The organism is Prevotella sp. P2-180 (assembly GCF_002251435.1).
Taxonomy (GTDB): domain Bacteria; phylum Bacteroidota; class Bacteroidia; order Bacteroidales; family Bacteroidaceae; genus Prevotella.
On the sequence record NZ_NPJI01000106.1, the window covers coordinates 39714 to 54080 of the forward strand.

Consider the following 14367-nt stretch of genomic DNA (forward strand, 5'->3'; position numbering starts at 1 on the left):
GATTTATCTTACAACACCTCTTTTAGAGTTTTCGATAAACGAGCAAATATACTCCACCTCTTTCACGTCGGGATATTTTTTTCTAGCCTCGCTGATTCCGTCTTTGATTATTCCGCATGCATATATGGTGCGGTAAGTGTCGTGAATGATATCAATCATCTCAGCTGAGTATCCCCTTCTCCTAAGTCCCACAATATTTATTCCGCAGTATCTTGTAGGTTCCTTACCGGCAATGATGAAAGGCGGAATGTCGAGGCTGAAACGGCATCCTCCCTGTATCATCACATATCCTCCGATTCTGCAGAACTGGTGACACAAAACAGTAGCGGAAATGATAGCATTGTCGTCAATTTCCACTTCGCCAGCCAGTTTTGTAGAGTTTCCGATGATGAGTCCGTTGCCGAGCACACAGTCGTGAGCAACATGCATGTTTTCCATAAGCAAGTTGTTCGAGCCCACTACTGTTTTTCCTTTGCTTGCCGTACCTCTGCTTATTGTGACGTTTTCCCTGATGCTGTTGTTGTCTCCCACGACACATAGAGACGCCTCTCCACGATATTTCAAGTCCTGTGGCTTAGTGCTGATGCTTGCCCCGGGAAATATCTCGTTGCCGTTTCCAAGTCTGGTTCCTTGGTGAAGAGTCACACTATTGTACAACTTGTTGTTGTCGCCGATAACCACGTCGGCGTCTATATAACAGAAAGGGCCAATTTCGTTGTTGTCACCTAACTTGGCTTCAGGATGAACGAAGGCCATAGGGCTAATAATATTCATATCAAAAAAGAATTTATTGAGTTATATTAATATAGAATACTCCTTATTTGTTCTTTACTATTTGTGCAGTGAATGTGGCTTCAGACACGATATGGTCTCCCACAAACACATAACCCCTCATCGACGATATTCCGTGTCGTATAGGAGCGAGCAGGTCGACCTTGAATAGCAGCGTGTCACCCGGCACTACTTTTTGCCTGAATTTCACATCGTCGATTCTCAGGAAGTAAGTCGACCATCTTTCCGGCTCTTCCACAGAGTTGAGCACGAGCAGTCCTCCACACTGAGCCATGGCTTCTATTTGTAACACTCCCGGCATTACGGGTTCCTGTGGGAAATGTCCTTGGAAGAAAGGCTCGTTGCTTGTCACGTTTTTCACACCTACGATGCTTGTAGCGCCCAGTGCTATCACCTTGTCCACCAGCTGCATAGGGTAGCGGTGTGGCAGCAGTTCCCTTATTCGGTTCACATCCATCAGCGGTTCCTCGTTCGGGTCATATATAGGAGCCTGTATTTCGTGTTTGCGTATTTCCTTCCGCATTTGTCTTGCAAACTTGTTGTTGATGGTGTGTCCGGGTCGAGTTGCAATGATTCTGCCTTTTATAGGCTTTCCGATGAGAGCCATGTCGCCTATTATGTCGAGCAGTTTATGGCGTGTACACTCGTTTTCCCACACCAGCGGTTTGTGCTGTATGTATCCGAGGTTGTTGGCGTCTCGGTGTTCAGCGTGCAGCATGTCAGCAAGTGTGTCGAGCTGTTCCTGCGAAATCTGTCTTTCGTAGATAACGATAGCGTTGTCGAGGTCGCCTCCCTTAATGAGGTTAGCGTTGAGCAGAGGTTGTATGTCTCTGACAAAGACGAAGGTTCTCGCCGGTGCAATTTCCTTGGCGAAATTTTCCATTTTGTCGAGCGATGCAAACTGGCTGTCGATATATTTGGAGTTAAACGAGCACATGGCAGTGATGCTGAACTCCTCGTCGGGAAGGATAGTGATGCACGACCCCGAGTTATCATCCTTCACTTCGATTTTCTTTCTGATGATATACCAGTCTTTCGGAGCGTTAAGTTCCTCTATTCCCACCTCACTGATTTTCTCGACATATTTAATAGCGCTACCGTCGAGAATAGGAAATTCCGGACCGTTGACCTGTATGAGGCAGTTGTCTATGCCGAGAGCGTAAAGAGCAGCAAGTCCGTGTTCCACAGTAGACACTCTTACATCACCTTTTCCCAACACCGTTCCCCTTTGTGTGTCCACAACGTTTTCAGCCACAGCGTCCACGATAGGTTCACCCGGCAGGTCGATTCTTTGTATTTTATATCCGTGGTTTTCCTTAGCGGGATTGAAAGTCACTGTAAGGCTAAGTCCAGTGTGAAGTCCCTTCCCGCATAGAGAGAAACTACCTTTTAATGTTGTTTGCTTTGTCATAATTGGATGCTTTGTTTGAACTTGTTATGGTAGAGTTATTTAAGATTTTTAAGTTCCTCTACTGTTTTTTGCAACTCGTTGAGTTGTTTGTATATATCTGGTAATCTGCGGAATATGGCTTGTGACTTAAAGTAAGCCTTAGGCTCCATGGGTGGAGTTCCGATAAGGGTTTGGTCTCCCTTTATGTTTCCAGGCACACCAGATTGTGCACCGAGGAAAGTCTTGTCGCCGATAGAGATATGTCCAGCAATGCCCACTTGTCCTCCAAGCATACACCACGCCCCGATTTTGGTGCTACCGGCAATGCCCACCTGAGCCGACATTACAGTATTTTCGCCCACTTCGCAGTTGTGGGCCACCTGTACGAGATTGTCGAGTTTCACACCTTTGTGAACAACGGTGCTTCCCATAGTGGAGCGGTCTACACAAGTGTTGGCCCCGATTTCCACATTGTCTTCAATCACCACGTTTCCAATTTGTGGAATTTTGTCGTATCCCTCAGCATTAGGAGCAAATCCGAATCCGTCGGCACCTATCACGCATCCGGCGTGAAGCACGCAATTGTTTCCCACCTTGCAGTGATGATAAACCACCGCGTTGCTGTATATTTCAGTATTGTCGCCCACAGAAGCCTTCTCTCCGATGGTGACATGTGGATGGAGCACACATCCGTCGCCTATCACCACTTCAGGACCAATAGCCACGAAAGGTCCGATGTAGCAGTCCTTTCCCACCTTAGCCGTAGGGTGAATATAAGCGAGAGAGTCGATACCCTTTTTCTTTGGTTGCATCGACTGGTACAGTTGCAGCAGCTTTGCCACAGCCTCGTAAGCGTTTTTCACCCTGATAAGAGTAGCCTTTGTCTGTCTTTCCAGTTTCACGGTATCGTCGACGAGCACTATCGACGACTCAGTGTCGTATATATAGTGCAAGTACTTCATGTTAGACAGGAATGAGATAGCCCCTTTCTTTCCTTCTTCAATTTTTGCGAAAGAGTTGACAGTGGCCAGCTCGTCGCCTTCCACTTTTCCACCAACGAATTCCGCTATCTGTTTTGCTGAAAATTCCATGTAGTCAAATAATTATAATGTTCAACTCCTTTACTGCTAAAGTATTATTCATTGTTAAATACCGTGTTCAGTCATGACGGCATCCATTTGTTCCTTTAGTTCCCTTGCCTTTTCTGCAGCCACGGTGTCGAAGTCCGTTCCGCTACTTGCATATATGATACCCCTTGAGCTATTGACAAGCAGTCCGCAGTCAGCCGTCATTCCATATTTGCACACTTCCTCGAGACTGCCGCCTTGGGCACCCACTCCCGGCACGAGAAGGAAGTGTTCTGGAGCCAGTCGTCTGATGTCCTCAAACATTTTTCCCTGAGTGGCTCCCACCACATACATCAAGTTGTCAGGCGTACCCCATTTCTGGCTTGTTTTCAACACCTTTTCAAACAGTCGTTCGCCTTCAGAGTCTGTGGTGAGTTGGAAGTCGTGGCTTCCCTTGTTGCTTGTGAGAGCGAGCAGTATGACCCACTTTCCCTCATATCCGAGGAAAGGAGTCACGCTGTCTTCTCCCATGTACGGAGCCACGGTGAGGGAGTCAACGTCATATTCCTCAAAGAAAGTCCTTGCATACATAGCCGACGTGTTGCCGATGTCACCACGTTTTGCGTCGGCAATGATGAAGTGTTGCGGGTAGTACTTCTTGAGGTAGTTTACGGTTTTCTCGAACGCCATAAGTCCTTTGACGCCGAAGGCCTCATAGAACGCAAGGTTAGGCTTATAAGCCACGCAGTACTTAGCCGTAGCGTCTATTATGGCTTTGTTGAAAGAAAAAATGGGATCAGAATCCTGGAGCAGGTGCTGAGGCATCTTCTTCAGGTCTGTATCGAGACCAACGCAAAGGAATGATCGTTTAGTCTTTATTTGTTCAATAAGTTGTTGTCTATTCATATTATTTCTTATTTCTTTATTTCTGTCCTTGGTGGGTCGTTAAAAGTTTCTATTGTTTTCTGCTTCATTGAGATCATCCTGTCGATGAACTCTTCAGCCTGAACAGTTTTCTCACGCTGTTCGTTGTCTTTCTTTTTTGTGTAAACCAGTCCCATTGAAAAAAATCTTTGTTCTTGTTTTATCACAATTCCGCCTCTTTCATCCTTTCCGCGTTTTCAGCCACGGTGAGAGCGTCTATCATGTCTTGTATGTCGCCTCCGAGGAAGCCTTGGAGATCGTGTGTGGTGTAGCCTATGCGGTGGTCGGTCACACGTCCCTGCGGAAAGTTGTAGGTACGTATTTTCGCACTGCGGTCGCCGGTGGAGACGAGAGTTTTCCTTCGGCTAGCAATGTCGTCGATATACTTTTGGTGTTCCTTGTCATAGATAAAGGTACGCAGGCGTGCGAGTGCGCGTTCCTTATTTTTCGGTTGGTCTCGTGTTTCCGTACACTCGATGAGAATTTCCTCCGTCTCGCCGGTGTTCGGGTTTTTCCACATATATCTCAGTCTCACTCCCGACTCAACCTTGTTGACGTTCTGTCCTCCGGCACCTGACGAGCGGAATGTGTCCCACTTTATCTCGCCCTCATTGATGTTCACTTCAAACTTGTCAGCCTCAGGCAGTACCGCCACGGTGGCAGCACTGGTCTGCATACGTCCGTTGCTTTCCGTTACAGGCACTCTTTGAACGCGGTGTACCCCCGACTCATATTTCAGTATTCCGTAGACGCCATCACCGCTGACCGCGAAGTCAATTTCCTTAAATCCACCTACAGCCCCTTCGCTGACGCTGGTGATAGATAAGTTCCATCCCTTCGCCTCGCAGAATTTCTTATACATGGCAAACAAGTCACCGGCAAAGAGGCAAGCCTCGTCGCCTCCAGTACCAGCACGTATTTCCATTTCTACGTTTTTAGCGTCTTCAGGGTCTTTAGGTACGAGAGCGATTTTTATTTCCTCTTCTATTTTAGGTTGAAGCTCCTCGTTGACAGACAGTTCCTCCCGAGCCATCTCCCTCATCTCCGGGTCGTTTTCGTTAGCGAGAATGTCTTTGGCCTCCGCAATGGAGTTAAGACACGCGATATATCTCTTTCGTGCGTCCATGATGTCGCCGAGGTCTTTATACTCTCGTGTCAGTTTCACGAATCGTTGTTGGTCTGCAATGACAGAAGGGTCGGTAATGAGAGTCGACACTTCCTCAAACCTGCTTACCAGTCCATCAAGTTTTTGCAGTATGCTATTATTGTCAATCATCAAATTATGTATAAGGTATCAATACTCAAACTTTCCGTATTCCGACATTATGGTCAGGCTTTTTTGTCCCTCTTCGATATGTCCTACCACCTGAGCGTCTATATTGAAGCTTTTGCTGGTTTCAATTACCTTTTCGGCATTTTCCGGGCTGACATAGATTTCCATTCTGTGTCCCATGTTAAACACCTTGTACATTTCCTTCCAGTCCGTTCCGCTTTCGTCGTGTATGACTTTAAACAGTGGAGGTATGGGGAACATATTGTCTTTCACCACTCTGCAGTTGTCTCCCACGAAGTGCAGCACTTTTGTCTGTGCGCCTCCAGTGCAGTGCACCATGCCGTGTATGTCCTTTCTCATCAGGTCGAGCAGTTTCTTTATCACCGGAGCGTATGTTCTGGTAGGGGAGAGCACGAGTTGTCCTGCGTTCACATCCACACCGTCGACCTTCTGGTCGAGTTTGTAGCTACCGCTGTACACGAGTTCTTCAGGCACAGCATGGTCGAATGTCTCCGGATATTTTTCTGCCAGATACTTGTTGAACACGTCGTGGCGAGCCGATGTAAGTCCGTTGCTGCCCATACCACCGTTGTATCTGTCCTCGTAAGTGGCCTGTCCACACGACGAGAGTCCCACGATTACGTCGCCCGGTCTAATGTTAGCATTGTCTATCACGTCGCTACGTTTCATTCTGCAAGTCACGGTAGAGTCAACGATGATGGTTCTCACGAGGTCTCCCACGTCAGCCGTCTCTCCACCAGTGGCATAAATGCCGATGCCCATGTCCCTCATCTGTCTGAGCAGTTCGTCAGTCCCGTTGATGATGGCAGAGATCACCTCTCCCGGCACGAGCATTTTGTTTCTTCCTATAGTGCTTGAAACAAGAATGTTGTCTACGGCACCTACGCAGAGCAAGTCGTCTGTGTTCATGATGAGAGCGTCCTGTGCAATACCTTTCCAAACGCTGATGTCACCAGTTTCTTTCCAGTAAGCGTAAGCGAGCGACGATTTTGTTCCAGCCCCGTCGGCATGCATTATGTTACAGTATTCGGGGTCTCCTCCGAGTATGTCAGGAATAATTTTGCAAAAAGCCTGCGGGAATATGCCCTTGTCGATATTTTTTATCGCATTGTGTACATCCTCCTTTGCGGCACTTACGCCGCGCATCATATAACGGTTGTCTTTATTCATATATCGGTGTTATAATTCAATTATTTCTTCCAGAAGTCCCAGCTGGCAAAAGCCTGCAGCAGCAGCATTTCCAGTCCGTTTTTAGTTTGTGCCCCATATTCCTCACCTTTTTTCATAAACAGAGTGGTGTCAGGGTTGTATATGAGGTCGTAGAGTATAGTTTTGCTGTCCATGGCCTCGTATGGCAGTTCAGGACATTCGTCAGTGTGTGGATACATTCCGCATGGAGTGCAGTTGACGATTACGTTGTATTCCTTAACCACATCCGGTGTCACATCTTTGTATTGTATGGTACCCGGCCTGTCATACCTGCTGACAAACAACGTTTCCAGCCCTAGGCTTTTCAGTCCGTACTGAATAGCCTTTGAAGCCCCACCCGTTCCGAGAATAAGGGCTTTTTTATGGTCTTTCTCTATCATGGGCTGTATGCTTTGTGTGAATCCGATCAAGTCAGAGTTATAGCCTTTCAGAAGAATCCGTTTTTCAGTTCTTTCAATCTTAATCACATTTACAGCACCAATGGCCCTTGCTTCCGGACTGAGAATATCGATGTACGGTATTACTTTTTCCTTGTATGGAATAGTGACGTTCAGCCCTTTGAGTTCAGGATTAGTCTCCACTACTTCCATAAAGTCGTCAATGGTTGGTATCTCAAAGTTTTCGTAAACAGCGTCAATGTTCTCGTCAGCAAACTTCTGGTTGAAGTAGCTGATTGAGAACGAGTGTCCCAAGGGGTATCCTATCAGTCCGTATTTATCCATTGTGTAAACGTTTTATTGTATTATATTATTTTGTTGCCATATAAAGAGTGCATATGCCGAAAGTCAGTCTTCTGAACTTGGTTTCCCTGAATCCGGCCCTTTGCAGTATGTCCATCATTGTTTCTCCCTGTGGGAAAGCCTCGATGGTTGCAGTGAGGTATGAGTACGCCTTGTTGTCTTTTGATATCATTCTTCCCCAAGCGGGCAAGACTGTGTGTGAGTAGATGTTAAACAAGGTTTTCATTGGATTCCTTGCAGGTTGTGTAAGTTCTATCACGCAGAGGTGTCCCCCCGGTTTTATCACTCTGCACATTTCCTTTAGCCCTTTGTCGAGGTTTGGGAAATTCCTTATTCCGAAGGCTGCGGTACAAGCGTCGAAAGTATTGTCTTGGAAAGTAAGGTTCATGCAGTCTTCCTTTTTGAATGATATGACATGCTGTAGGTTTTCCTTTTCCACCTTTTGCCTTCCGATGTTCATCATTCCTTCCGATATGTCGGCTCCCACGAGTTTTTGTGGTTGTAGTTTTTTGGCCGCAAGAATGGCGAAGTCGCCCGTTCCTGTAGCCACGTCAAGAATGGTCTTGGGCTTATATTGTCCCAAGGCTTCGATGGCAGTGTTTCTCCATCCTTTGTCTATGTTCCACGACAGCCGGTGGTTTAGCAGGTCGTATGTTGGAGCGATGCTGTCAAACATCATTTCCACCTGTTTTCCCTTTTCTCCTTGGTTGTCGTAGGGCATTATTTTCTCCTGTTTATACATACAATATTGCAATATCAGCCGCAAAGGTAGTAAAAGTTGTGGTAATTACAAAATTATTTCATGTTTTTTATTGAAATAGAAGTCAATAAATATCACTTTTAGACATAGAAAAAGCGCGGTTCACTTGCTTTTTTCCAGTGAACTGCGCTTTGTGCGTTTATAGCTGCGGTATTCGTCGAGTGGTATTTCCACTTCCGACTCCTCCAGTTTTGTGTCTTTTGGGAGTTGGAATTTCATGTATTTTATGTTCAGTCCCCTTTCTATCCACTGTGCCTCGTAATAAGTTTTTATGTCGAGTATTTTCTTTGTGTCCTGGTCTATGCCGTCGGTGTGATAGAGGTCGTCGGTACGGAAGAGCACCGGCAGTTTGTTATGGTCAGCCATCAACGATGTATAGGTGTAGAGGAAGTTGCTGTCGGTTTTGAGATGCACTATGCCTCCATCTGCAAGAAAGTGTCTGTATCTTTCCATGAAGAAAGTGCTTGTGAGCCTCTTCCTTGGGTTTTTCATCTGCGGGTCGCTGAAGGTGAGCCATATTTCCTCCACCTCTCCTTCCTCGAAGAATCTGTCGATAATCTCGATATTTGTTCTGAGGAAAGCCACGTTTTTCAGGTTTTCCTCCATAGCCTGTTTTGCGCCCGCATGCATTCTAGCGCCTTTTATGTCCACTCCGATGAAGTTGACGTCGGGGAAGAGCTTGGCCAGTCCTACGGTGTATTCACCCTTGCCGCATCCGAGTTCGAGCACTATGGGGTTGTCGTTATGGAAATAGCCGCTTCGCCATGATCCTTTCATGGCGAAGGGCTTATTGTCGGTCATGGCTGAATATGGAAACTGGAACACGTTGGTAAACGTTTCCATCTCAGCGAATTTCTGTAGTTTACCTTTTGACATTTATTTGCCTGATAATGGTGAAGCCTGGGTGTAGGTACGTGCTCCGAGTTCCTTGTCGAGCATGTAGAGTCCGTATCCGTTGTCCTTTATCATCTTCAGGTTGTCGATGATGTTCTGTGCGTTTTCCTCTTCTTCCACCTGTTCGTCGATAAACCATTTCAGCATGCTTGAAGTGGCATAGTCCTTTTCCTGCTCGCTCAGCGCCATGAGGTTGTTTATCAGCGATGTCACTTTTTGCTCGTGTGCGAGAGTGCTTTCGAGCACGTCGAGAAGGTTGTTCCACTGTGTAGGCACTTCTTCAATGGCCTTGAGGTCCACCTTTCCGGCTCTGGAGATGATATAGTTGAAAAGTATCTTTGCATGGTCTTGTTCTTCCTGGAACTGAACCTCAAACCACTTTCCAAAACCCGGTTTTCCGTTTGCGTGACACCAAGCTGCCATCGACAGGTACAGGTATGCCGACCACATCTCGGCATTGATTTGGGCGTTGATAGCCTCTTCTACTTTTTTGTTTAACATAGCTGTTTTAATTTATGATTATTAAATGAATTTATTCAATCACCACCTTTGTCCATCCGTGTTTGTCTTCTTCAGTGCCGTACTGTATTCCTCTGAGCAGGTTGTAGAGTTTTTCGCTCACAGGTCCCGGCTTGTCACCAAACACATAGCTCTTACCGGTCTCCACGTCGTCTATGCGTGATATTGGCGAGATGACGGCAGCCGTTCCGCATGCTCCGGCTTCCTCGAATGTCTCGAGTTCCTCTTCCGGTATGTGTCTCTGTTCCACGGTCATTCCGAGGTCTTCTGCCAGTTGCATCAGCGACTTGTTGGTGATGGAAGGCAGTATGCTAGTCGACTTGGGAGTGACGTAGGTATTGTTTTTTATACCGAAGAAGTTGGCGGCCCCGGCCTCGTCGATATATTTCTTTTCCTTTGCGTCGAGGTAGAACTCGCAAGCGTATCCCAGGTCGTGTGCTTTTTTGTTGGCCAGCAGCGATGCAGCATAGTTGCCGCCCACTTTGTATATGCCGGTGCCGAGAGGGGCAGAGCGGTCGTGGTCTCTGATTATCACGTAAGGGTTGGCGTAGAAGCCGCCTTTGAAGTAAGGTCCTACTGGTGTGACGAAAATCAGGAACAGATATTCGTTGGCGGGATGAACCCCCACCTGTGCCCCTGTTCCGACGAGCAGCGGCCTGATATATAGTGTTGCTCCGCTTTCGTAAGTTGGAATCCATTCTTGGTTCAAGGTCACTACTTTTCTCACCATTTCCTCAAACAGTTCAGTGGGCAGTTCGGGCATGAGAATTCCCCTGCAAGTGCTTTGCAGTCTCTTTGCGTTTTCGTCCATTCTGAACACCCTGACCTTTCCGTCCGGGCATCTGTAGGCTTTGAGGCCTTCGAAAGCCTCTTGTCCGTAGTGCAGACAAGTGGCGGCCATGTGCATGTTGATGTACTCATCGGAGCAAATTTCTATTTCGCCCCATTTTCCGTTGCGGTAATAGCAGCGTACGTTGTAGTCGGTTTTCATATAACCGAACGAAAGGCTTGACCAATTCAAATCTTTCATAGTGTTTATATTTAATGTTGTTGTATTCCTTCTTTTGTAGTTTTTTGTTATTGTCTCAATATCGTTGCAAAATTACGAAGAATTATTTTAATCTGCAATATTTTTTGCGATTTTTTTCATTCTTCGCAGTTCTTTAGTACATTCTTCACCTCATTGTCGGCCTTGGTGAGCTTGTCTTTACATATTTTAATAAGAGTTTGGGCTCTTTTCAGTTCTGCTCCGAGCATGTCGATGTCGAGTTCGTTGTTCTCCATCTTTCTTACTATGGCCTCGAGTTCCCTCATGGCCTGTTCGTATTTCAATTCTTTTTCCATGTTTTTTTGTTCTTGGTTTATAATGTTGGGTGAGTTTCAAGAGATATTATTCTCGAACTTATGGTACCTTTTTCGAGTCTTGTCACGATAGTGTCTCCCTCTTTGGCGTCCTTTGGGTCTCTCAGCGCCTTTCCTCCTATGGTAGTGATGCTGTATCCTCTTTTCAGCAGCCTTTTCGGGTCGAGCAGGTCTGCCTGTTTTTCGAGTGTCTGTAGTCTCATCTGTTGCGTTTGCAGCAAGTGTCGTGCCGCGATGGCGGTTTTTTCCTCCATGTGTGCCACTCGTCTTGCGGCGTTGGCAATGGTTATGGCGGTATGCTTTTCAAGCTGTCCTGCGAGCATTGCTATTCTTGCTTCGTGCCTTGTCCTGAGTGCGATGTATCTTGCAGGTATTCCTTCGGTTATTCTTGCCAACCGTTTTTTCTCGTTTTCCAGTATCGAGGCGGTCAGAGCCGCGAGCCGTTGCCTTGCCTCGTCTATTCTGTTGTCCACGGCGTGTAGGTTGTCCACGAGCAGTGCTGCCGCAGCCGTTGGTGTTTTCACCCTTGTGTGCGAAACGATGTCGAGCACGCACTCGTCTCTTTCGTGTCCTATGCCGGTGATGACGGGCAGTGGGAAGTTTGCCACGTTTTCCGCCAGTTCGAGGGTGTCGAATCCAGCCATGTCGCTTGTTGCCCCTCCTCCTCTTATTATCACCACGCAGTCAAATTCCTCATATCTTTCGTTTATGTCGTTGAGTGCTTTTATGATGCTTTTCTCTATGCCTTCTCCCTGCATCACGGCATGGAACAGGGTGGTGGAGAAGTGGTAGTGGTAGGGGTTGTTGTGTAGCTGGTCGATAAAGTCGCCGTATCCTGCTGCCGTAGGGCTTGACACCACGGCAATGCGTTGTGTAAACAGTGGCATACTGAGTTGTCTGTTCAGGTCAATCACACCCTCTTTTTTCAGCTGTTGGATTATCTCCATCCTTCTCCTCGCGATGTCGCCGAGCGTGAAAGTCGGGTCGATATTGTTCACTATCCATGAAAATCCGTAAGCTTCATGAAACTGTGCATACACCTCCACGAGTATTTTCATTCCGGCAGCGAGCCGTTGACCCGTTGTTTGCTCGAAATACGGTTTCATGGCGGTCCAAGTCTGTCTCCAGCATTTAGCCGAAGCCCTTGCTGTTGGAGTGTTGTATTTCGGGTCTTTCTCAATGAGTTCGATGAAGCAGTGTCCGGCGTTCTCCCTTAGTTCCGCTATTTCAGCCTTCACCCAGTATGTTCTTGGCATGCCGAGTTCTATGGTCTTTCTCACAAGGTAGTTGAGTTCGTATAGTGAAAGAGGTGTTGTTTTCATTGTCTTAATGCTTTTTCAAAGTCAGGCACTCCGTAACCGTAGATGTTGTCGGGGTGGCAGTAGTTGTTTGCCGACTGTCTTACGATGTCCATTATCTGTTTTGCGTTTTTTTCAGGCCTTGCCTGCCATAGGCACGCTATGAGTCCGCACACGATGGGAGTTGAGAACGATGTTCCCATGTCTTCTATCACCGTTCCTCTTGCCGAGATGAGTGTTGCAGGGCTTCCTATTGCCATCACGTCTGGTTTTATTCTTCCGTCCTGTGTCGGTCCGATGCCGCTGAAAGGTGCGTTTTGCAGGGTGGCTGTGAGAGCCCCCACGGTGATGATGTTTTCCGCGTCGGCGGGGAAGGTGATTTTCTTCCATGGTCCCATGCCGTAGTTGCCGGCGCTGTTGACGAGTATTATGCCTTTTTCGGCGAGCATCGATGCGGTACGTGATATCAGTGTGGTCTTTCCGTCCATTTCGTGGTAGTGGTGGTCGCCGTAGTGGTTGTCGTATTCGTTGTATCCCAAGCTGCTGCTTATGATGTCCACTCCCACCGAGTCGGCAAACTCCGCCGCCATTGCCCAGTAGTCTTCTTCCACCGGCTGTTCCGTCTGTTGGTCTTCACATCTTAGCAGCCAGTACGACGCGTCGGGCGCTGTGCCGATATATACCGTTGGAGCGTTCATGGCCATGGTGGAAAGCACCTTTGTGCCGTGGTCTGTCTCGTTGTAAATGTCTGTAGACCTTGGAAACACGAAGTCCCTTGCCCCCGTCACCTTCACGTTTTTGAAAGCGCTGAGTCTGTCTACGTTGGCAAATCCGCCGTCGAGCACCGCAATGGTCATTCCCTTTCCTCTGAATCCCCTCTCATGCAGTTTTTCTCCGTTCATCAGGTGAATCTGGATGAAGGCCGATCCGTATGCCACGTTTTTCAGTGAGTCCCATGAAGAGAATCCGCCTTTTATCTTTTTCCTTTTTACGTTAGGAGTGATGGAGTCGGGCGATGTCCATACTCTTTTGCAGTCGCTTACAAACTCCATTTTCCTTATTTTCTCAACAGCCGTGGTGTCGGTGAGGTTTACCACCACCGTATTGTTCCATTTGCTCGTTCCCAGGAGTGTGATTTCTTCAGTGGAAGCCAATATGGCCCTGACATTATTTCTGTTTACGGGCAGGTCTGTAGAGTCTAAAGGCAGGTTTTGTTTCCTTCGTCTGTCTATGGCCTTTTGCGATAGAAACTGCTTAGGTTTGTCTATCGAGAATCCGCATCCCTTTTTATCTTTCAGTGTCACCCTGTATGTATAGCATTTCTTTCCTGGAAATTTTTTCAAGGGCACGCTAATGTTTTGGCCAGCCCATGACACGGCTGCCGTCATTACGATACATAATATGGTGACAATACGCTTCATAGTTTGATTTTGTTTTTGTCTAAATTTCTGCAAAGGTACATTATAATTTTTATATCTCCAAATTTATCATCCCTTTTTTTGTATGAGAGAAATAAAAACGAAAAAGCCCAATCTCACGACTGGGCAATTTCTACAATAAAACTTTATATAATAAATACACGTACGGTTCATGTTACGGCATATAACACGAACAGTCCACGGGTAATGTCTGGCATAGCTTGGATATAATCCGGCTATTTTGTTGTTTAAGTTTGCTTCCCAACCTTACACCGAGGATGTTCTGCTGAAAGAGTTGTCGATGGGGCAGGTCTTCTGACTTCGTTCCGTCCGCAAGCCCCTTCCCGCCTTCCTCTACTTAAGAAATTATAAGTAGTGTACTGTGGCAGTGGTATGCTGCTTGCGAATGATAAAGGAACTTACAGCTGCGGGACAGTTGGGGATTTTCACCTCATTCCCTTTTAATCGCTGTTATGCGAACCTCATTCTGCTGCAAAGGTACGATAAAAAATCCAAACCGTATCTCCCGTTCATGGTTTTTCTTCTTCCTTTTGCATTATTTAACGTAATGCCATTCTTTGAAAATTAAAAATTAAAGAATTAAAGAATTAAAGAAACTGCGCCATAGAAGGGTCAGAGAAAACTCTCTGACCCTTCTATGGCGCTTGCAGACTCCAACTGTTATTGAAATATTATATAC

The 14367-nt window shown here is 46.7% G+C and carries 15 protein-coding genes and 1 riboswitch; all 15 genes read right to left on the reverse strand.

Annotated elements, in window-relative coordinates:
• Positions 1-3 precede the first annotated feature (3 nt).
• The 15 genes from lpxA to CIK98_RS15010 all read right to left on the reverse strand — a co-directional run bounded on the left by lpxA (position 4) and on the right by CIK98_RS15010 (position 13670).
• Entirely contained in the window at positions 4-774 is a 771-nt protein-coding gene (lpxA, locus tag CIK98_RS14945; protein WP_094385630.1) for an acyl-ACP--UDP-N-acetylglucosamine O-acyltransferase, read from the reverse strand.
• 43 nt (positions 775-817) lie between these two features.
• Complete coding sequence (locus tag CIK98_RS14950) at positions 818-2203, reverse strand: bifunctional UDP-3-O-[3-hydroxymyristoyl] N-acetylglucosamine deacetylase/3-hydroxyacyl-ACP dehydratase (protein ID WP_094385632.1); 1386 nt, start codon at positions 2201-2203, stop codon at positions 818-820.
• A 35-nt stretch (positions 2204-2238) separates the two neighbouring features.
• Positions 2239-3273: a UDP-3-O-(3-hydroxymyristoyl)glucosamine N-acyltransferase gene (gene lpxD / locus CIK98_RS14955; protein ID WP_094385634.1), complete on the reverse strand. Its 1035-nt coding sequence runs from the start codon at positions 3271-3273 to the stop codon at positions 2239-2241.
• A gap of 54 nt (positions 3274-3327) precedes the next feature.
• Positions 3328-4155: an orotidine-5'-phosphate decarboxylase gene (gene pyrF / locus CIK98_RS14960; protein ID WP_094385636.1), complete on the reverse strand. Its 828-nt coding sequence runs from the start codon at positions 4153-4155 to the stop codon at positions 3328-3330.
• A gap of 8 nt (positions 4156-4163) precedes the next feature.
• The gene (locus tag CIK98_RS18355; RefSeq protein ID WP_172409980.1) at positions 4164-4310 is read right to left on the reverse strand and encodes a hypothetical protein; all 147 of its coding nucleotides are present in this window, start codon (positions 4308-4310) and stop codon (positions 4164-4166) included.
• Positions 4311-4336: 26 nt separating this feature from the next.
• Positions 4337-5449 carry a peptide chain release factor 1 gene (gene prfA, locus CIK98_RS14965; protein ID WP_094385638.1) on the reverse strand — a complete coding sequence of 371 codons (1113 nt, stop codon included), beginning with the start codon at positions 5447-5449 and terminating at the stop codon, positions 4337-4339.
• A gap of 18 nt (positions 5450-5467) precedes the next feature.
• On the reverse strand, positions 5468-6637 hold the full coding sequence (locus CIK98_RS14970) for an AIR synthase-related protein (RefSeq protein ID WP_094385639.1): 1170 nt from the start codon (positions 6635-6637) through the stop codon (positions 5468-5470).
• Positions 6638-6657: 20 nt separating this feature from the next.
• Positions 6658-7398, reverse strand: coding sequence for a shikimate dehydrogenase (locus CIK98_RS14975; protein ID WP_094385641.1), 741 nt, complete (start codon positions 7396-7398; stop codon positions 6658-6660).
• A gap of 25 nt (positions 7399-7423) precedes the next feature.
• Positions 7424-8158: a bifunctional demethylmenaquinone methyltransferase/2-methoxy-6-polyprenyl-1,4-benzoquinol methylase UbiE gene (gene ubiE, locus CIK98_RS14980; protein ID WP_094385643.1), complete on the reverse strand. Its 735-nt coding sequence runs from the start codon at positions 8156-8158 to the stop codon at positions 7424-7426.
• A gap of 120 nt (positions 8159-8278) precedes the next feature.
• The gene (gene trmB / locus CIK98_RS14985; protein WP_094385644.1) at positions 8279-9052 is read right to left on the reverse strand and encodes a tRNA (guanosine(46)-N7)-methyltransferase TrmB; all 774 of its coding nucleotides are present in this window, start codon (positions 9050-9052) and stop codon (positions 8279-8281) included.
• Entirely contained in the window at positions 9053-9571 is a 519-nt protein-coding gene (locus tag CIK98_RS14990; protein ID WP_094385646.1) for a ferritin, read from the reverse strand. It lies immediately after the preceding gene.
• Between the two features lie 31 nt (positions 9572-9602).
• A complete protein-coding gene (locus CIK98_RS14995; protein WP_256387786.1) occupies positions 9603-10670 on the reverse strand; it encodes a branched-chain amino acid aminotransferase in 1068 nt (355 codons plus the stop codon).
• 65 nt (positions 10671-10735) lie between these two features.
• Entirely contained in the window at positions 10736-10933 is a 198-nt protein-coding gene (gene xseB, locus CIK98_RS15000; RefSeq protein WP_094385649.1) for an exodeoxyribonuclease VII small subunit, read from the reverse strand.
• Positions 10934-10950: 17 nt separating this feature from the next.
• Positions 10951-12273: an exodeoxyribonuclease VII large subunit gene (gene xseA / locus CIK98_RS15005; protein ID WP_094385651.1), complete on the reverse strand. Its 1323-nt coding sequence runs from the start codon at positions 12271-12273 to the stop codon at positions 10951-10953.
• Positions 12270-13670 carry a S8 family serine peptidase gene (locus tag CIK98_RS15010; RefSeq protein ID WP_253249758.1) on the reverse strand — a complete coding sequence of 467 codons (1401 nt, stop codon included), beginning with the start codon at positions 13668-13670 and terminating at the stop codon, positions 12270-12272. Before CIK98_RS15010 ends, xseA begins: the two co-directional genes overlap by 4 nt.
• Positions 13671-13954: 284 nt before the next feature.
• A riboswitch (cobalamin riboswitch) is annotated at positions 13955-14167 on the reverse strand.
• Positions 14168-14367: the final 200 nt, after the last annotated feature.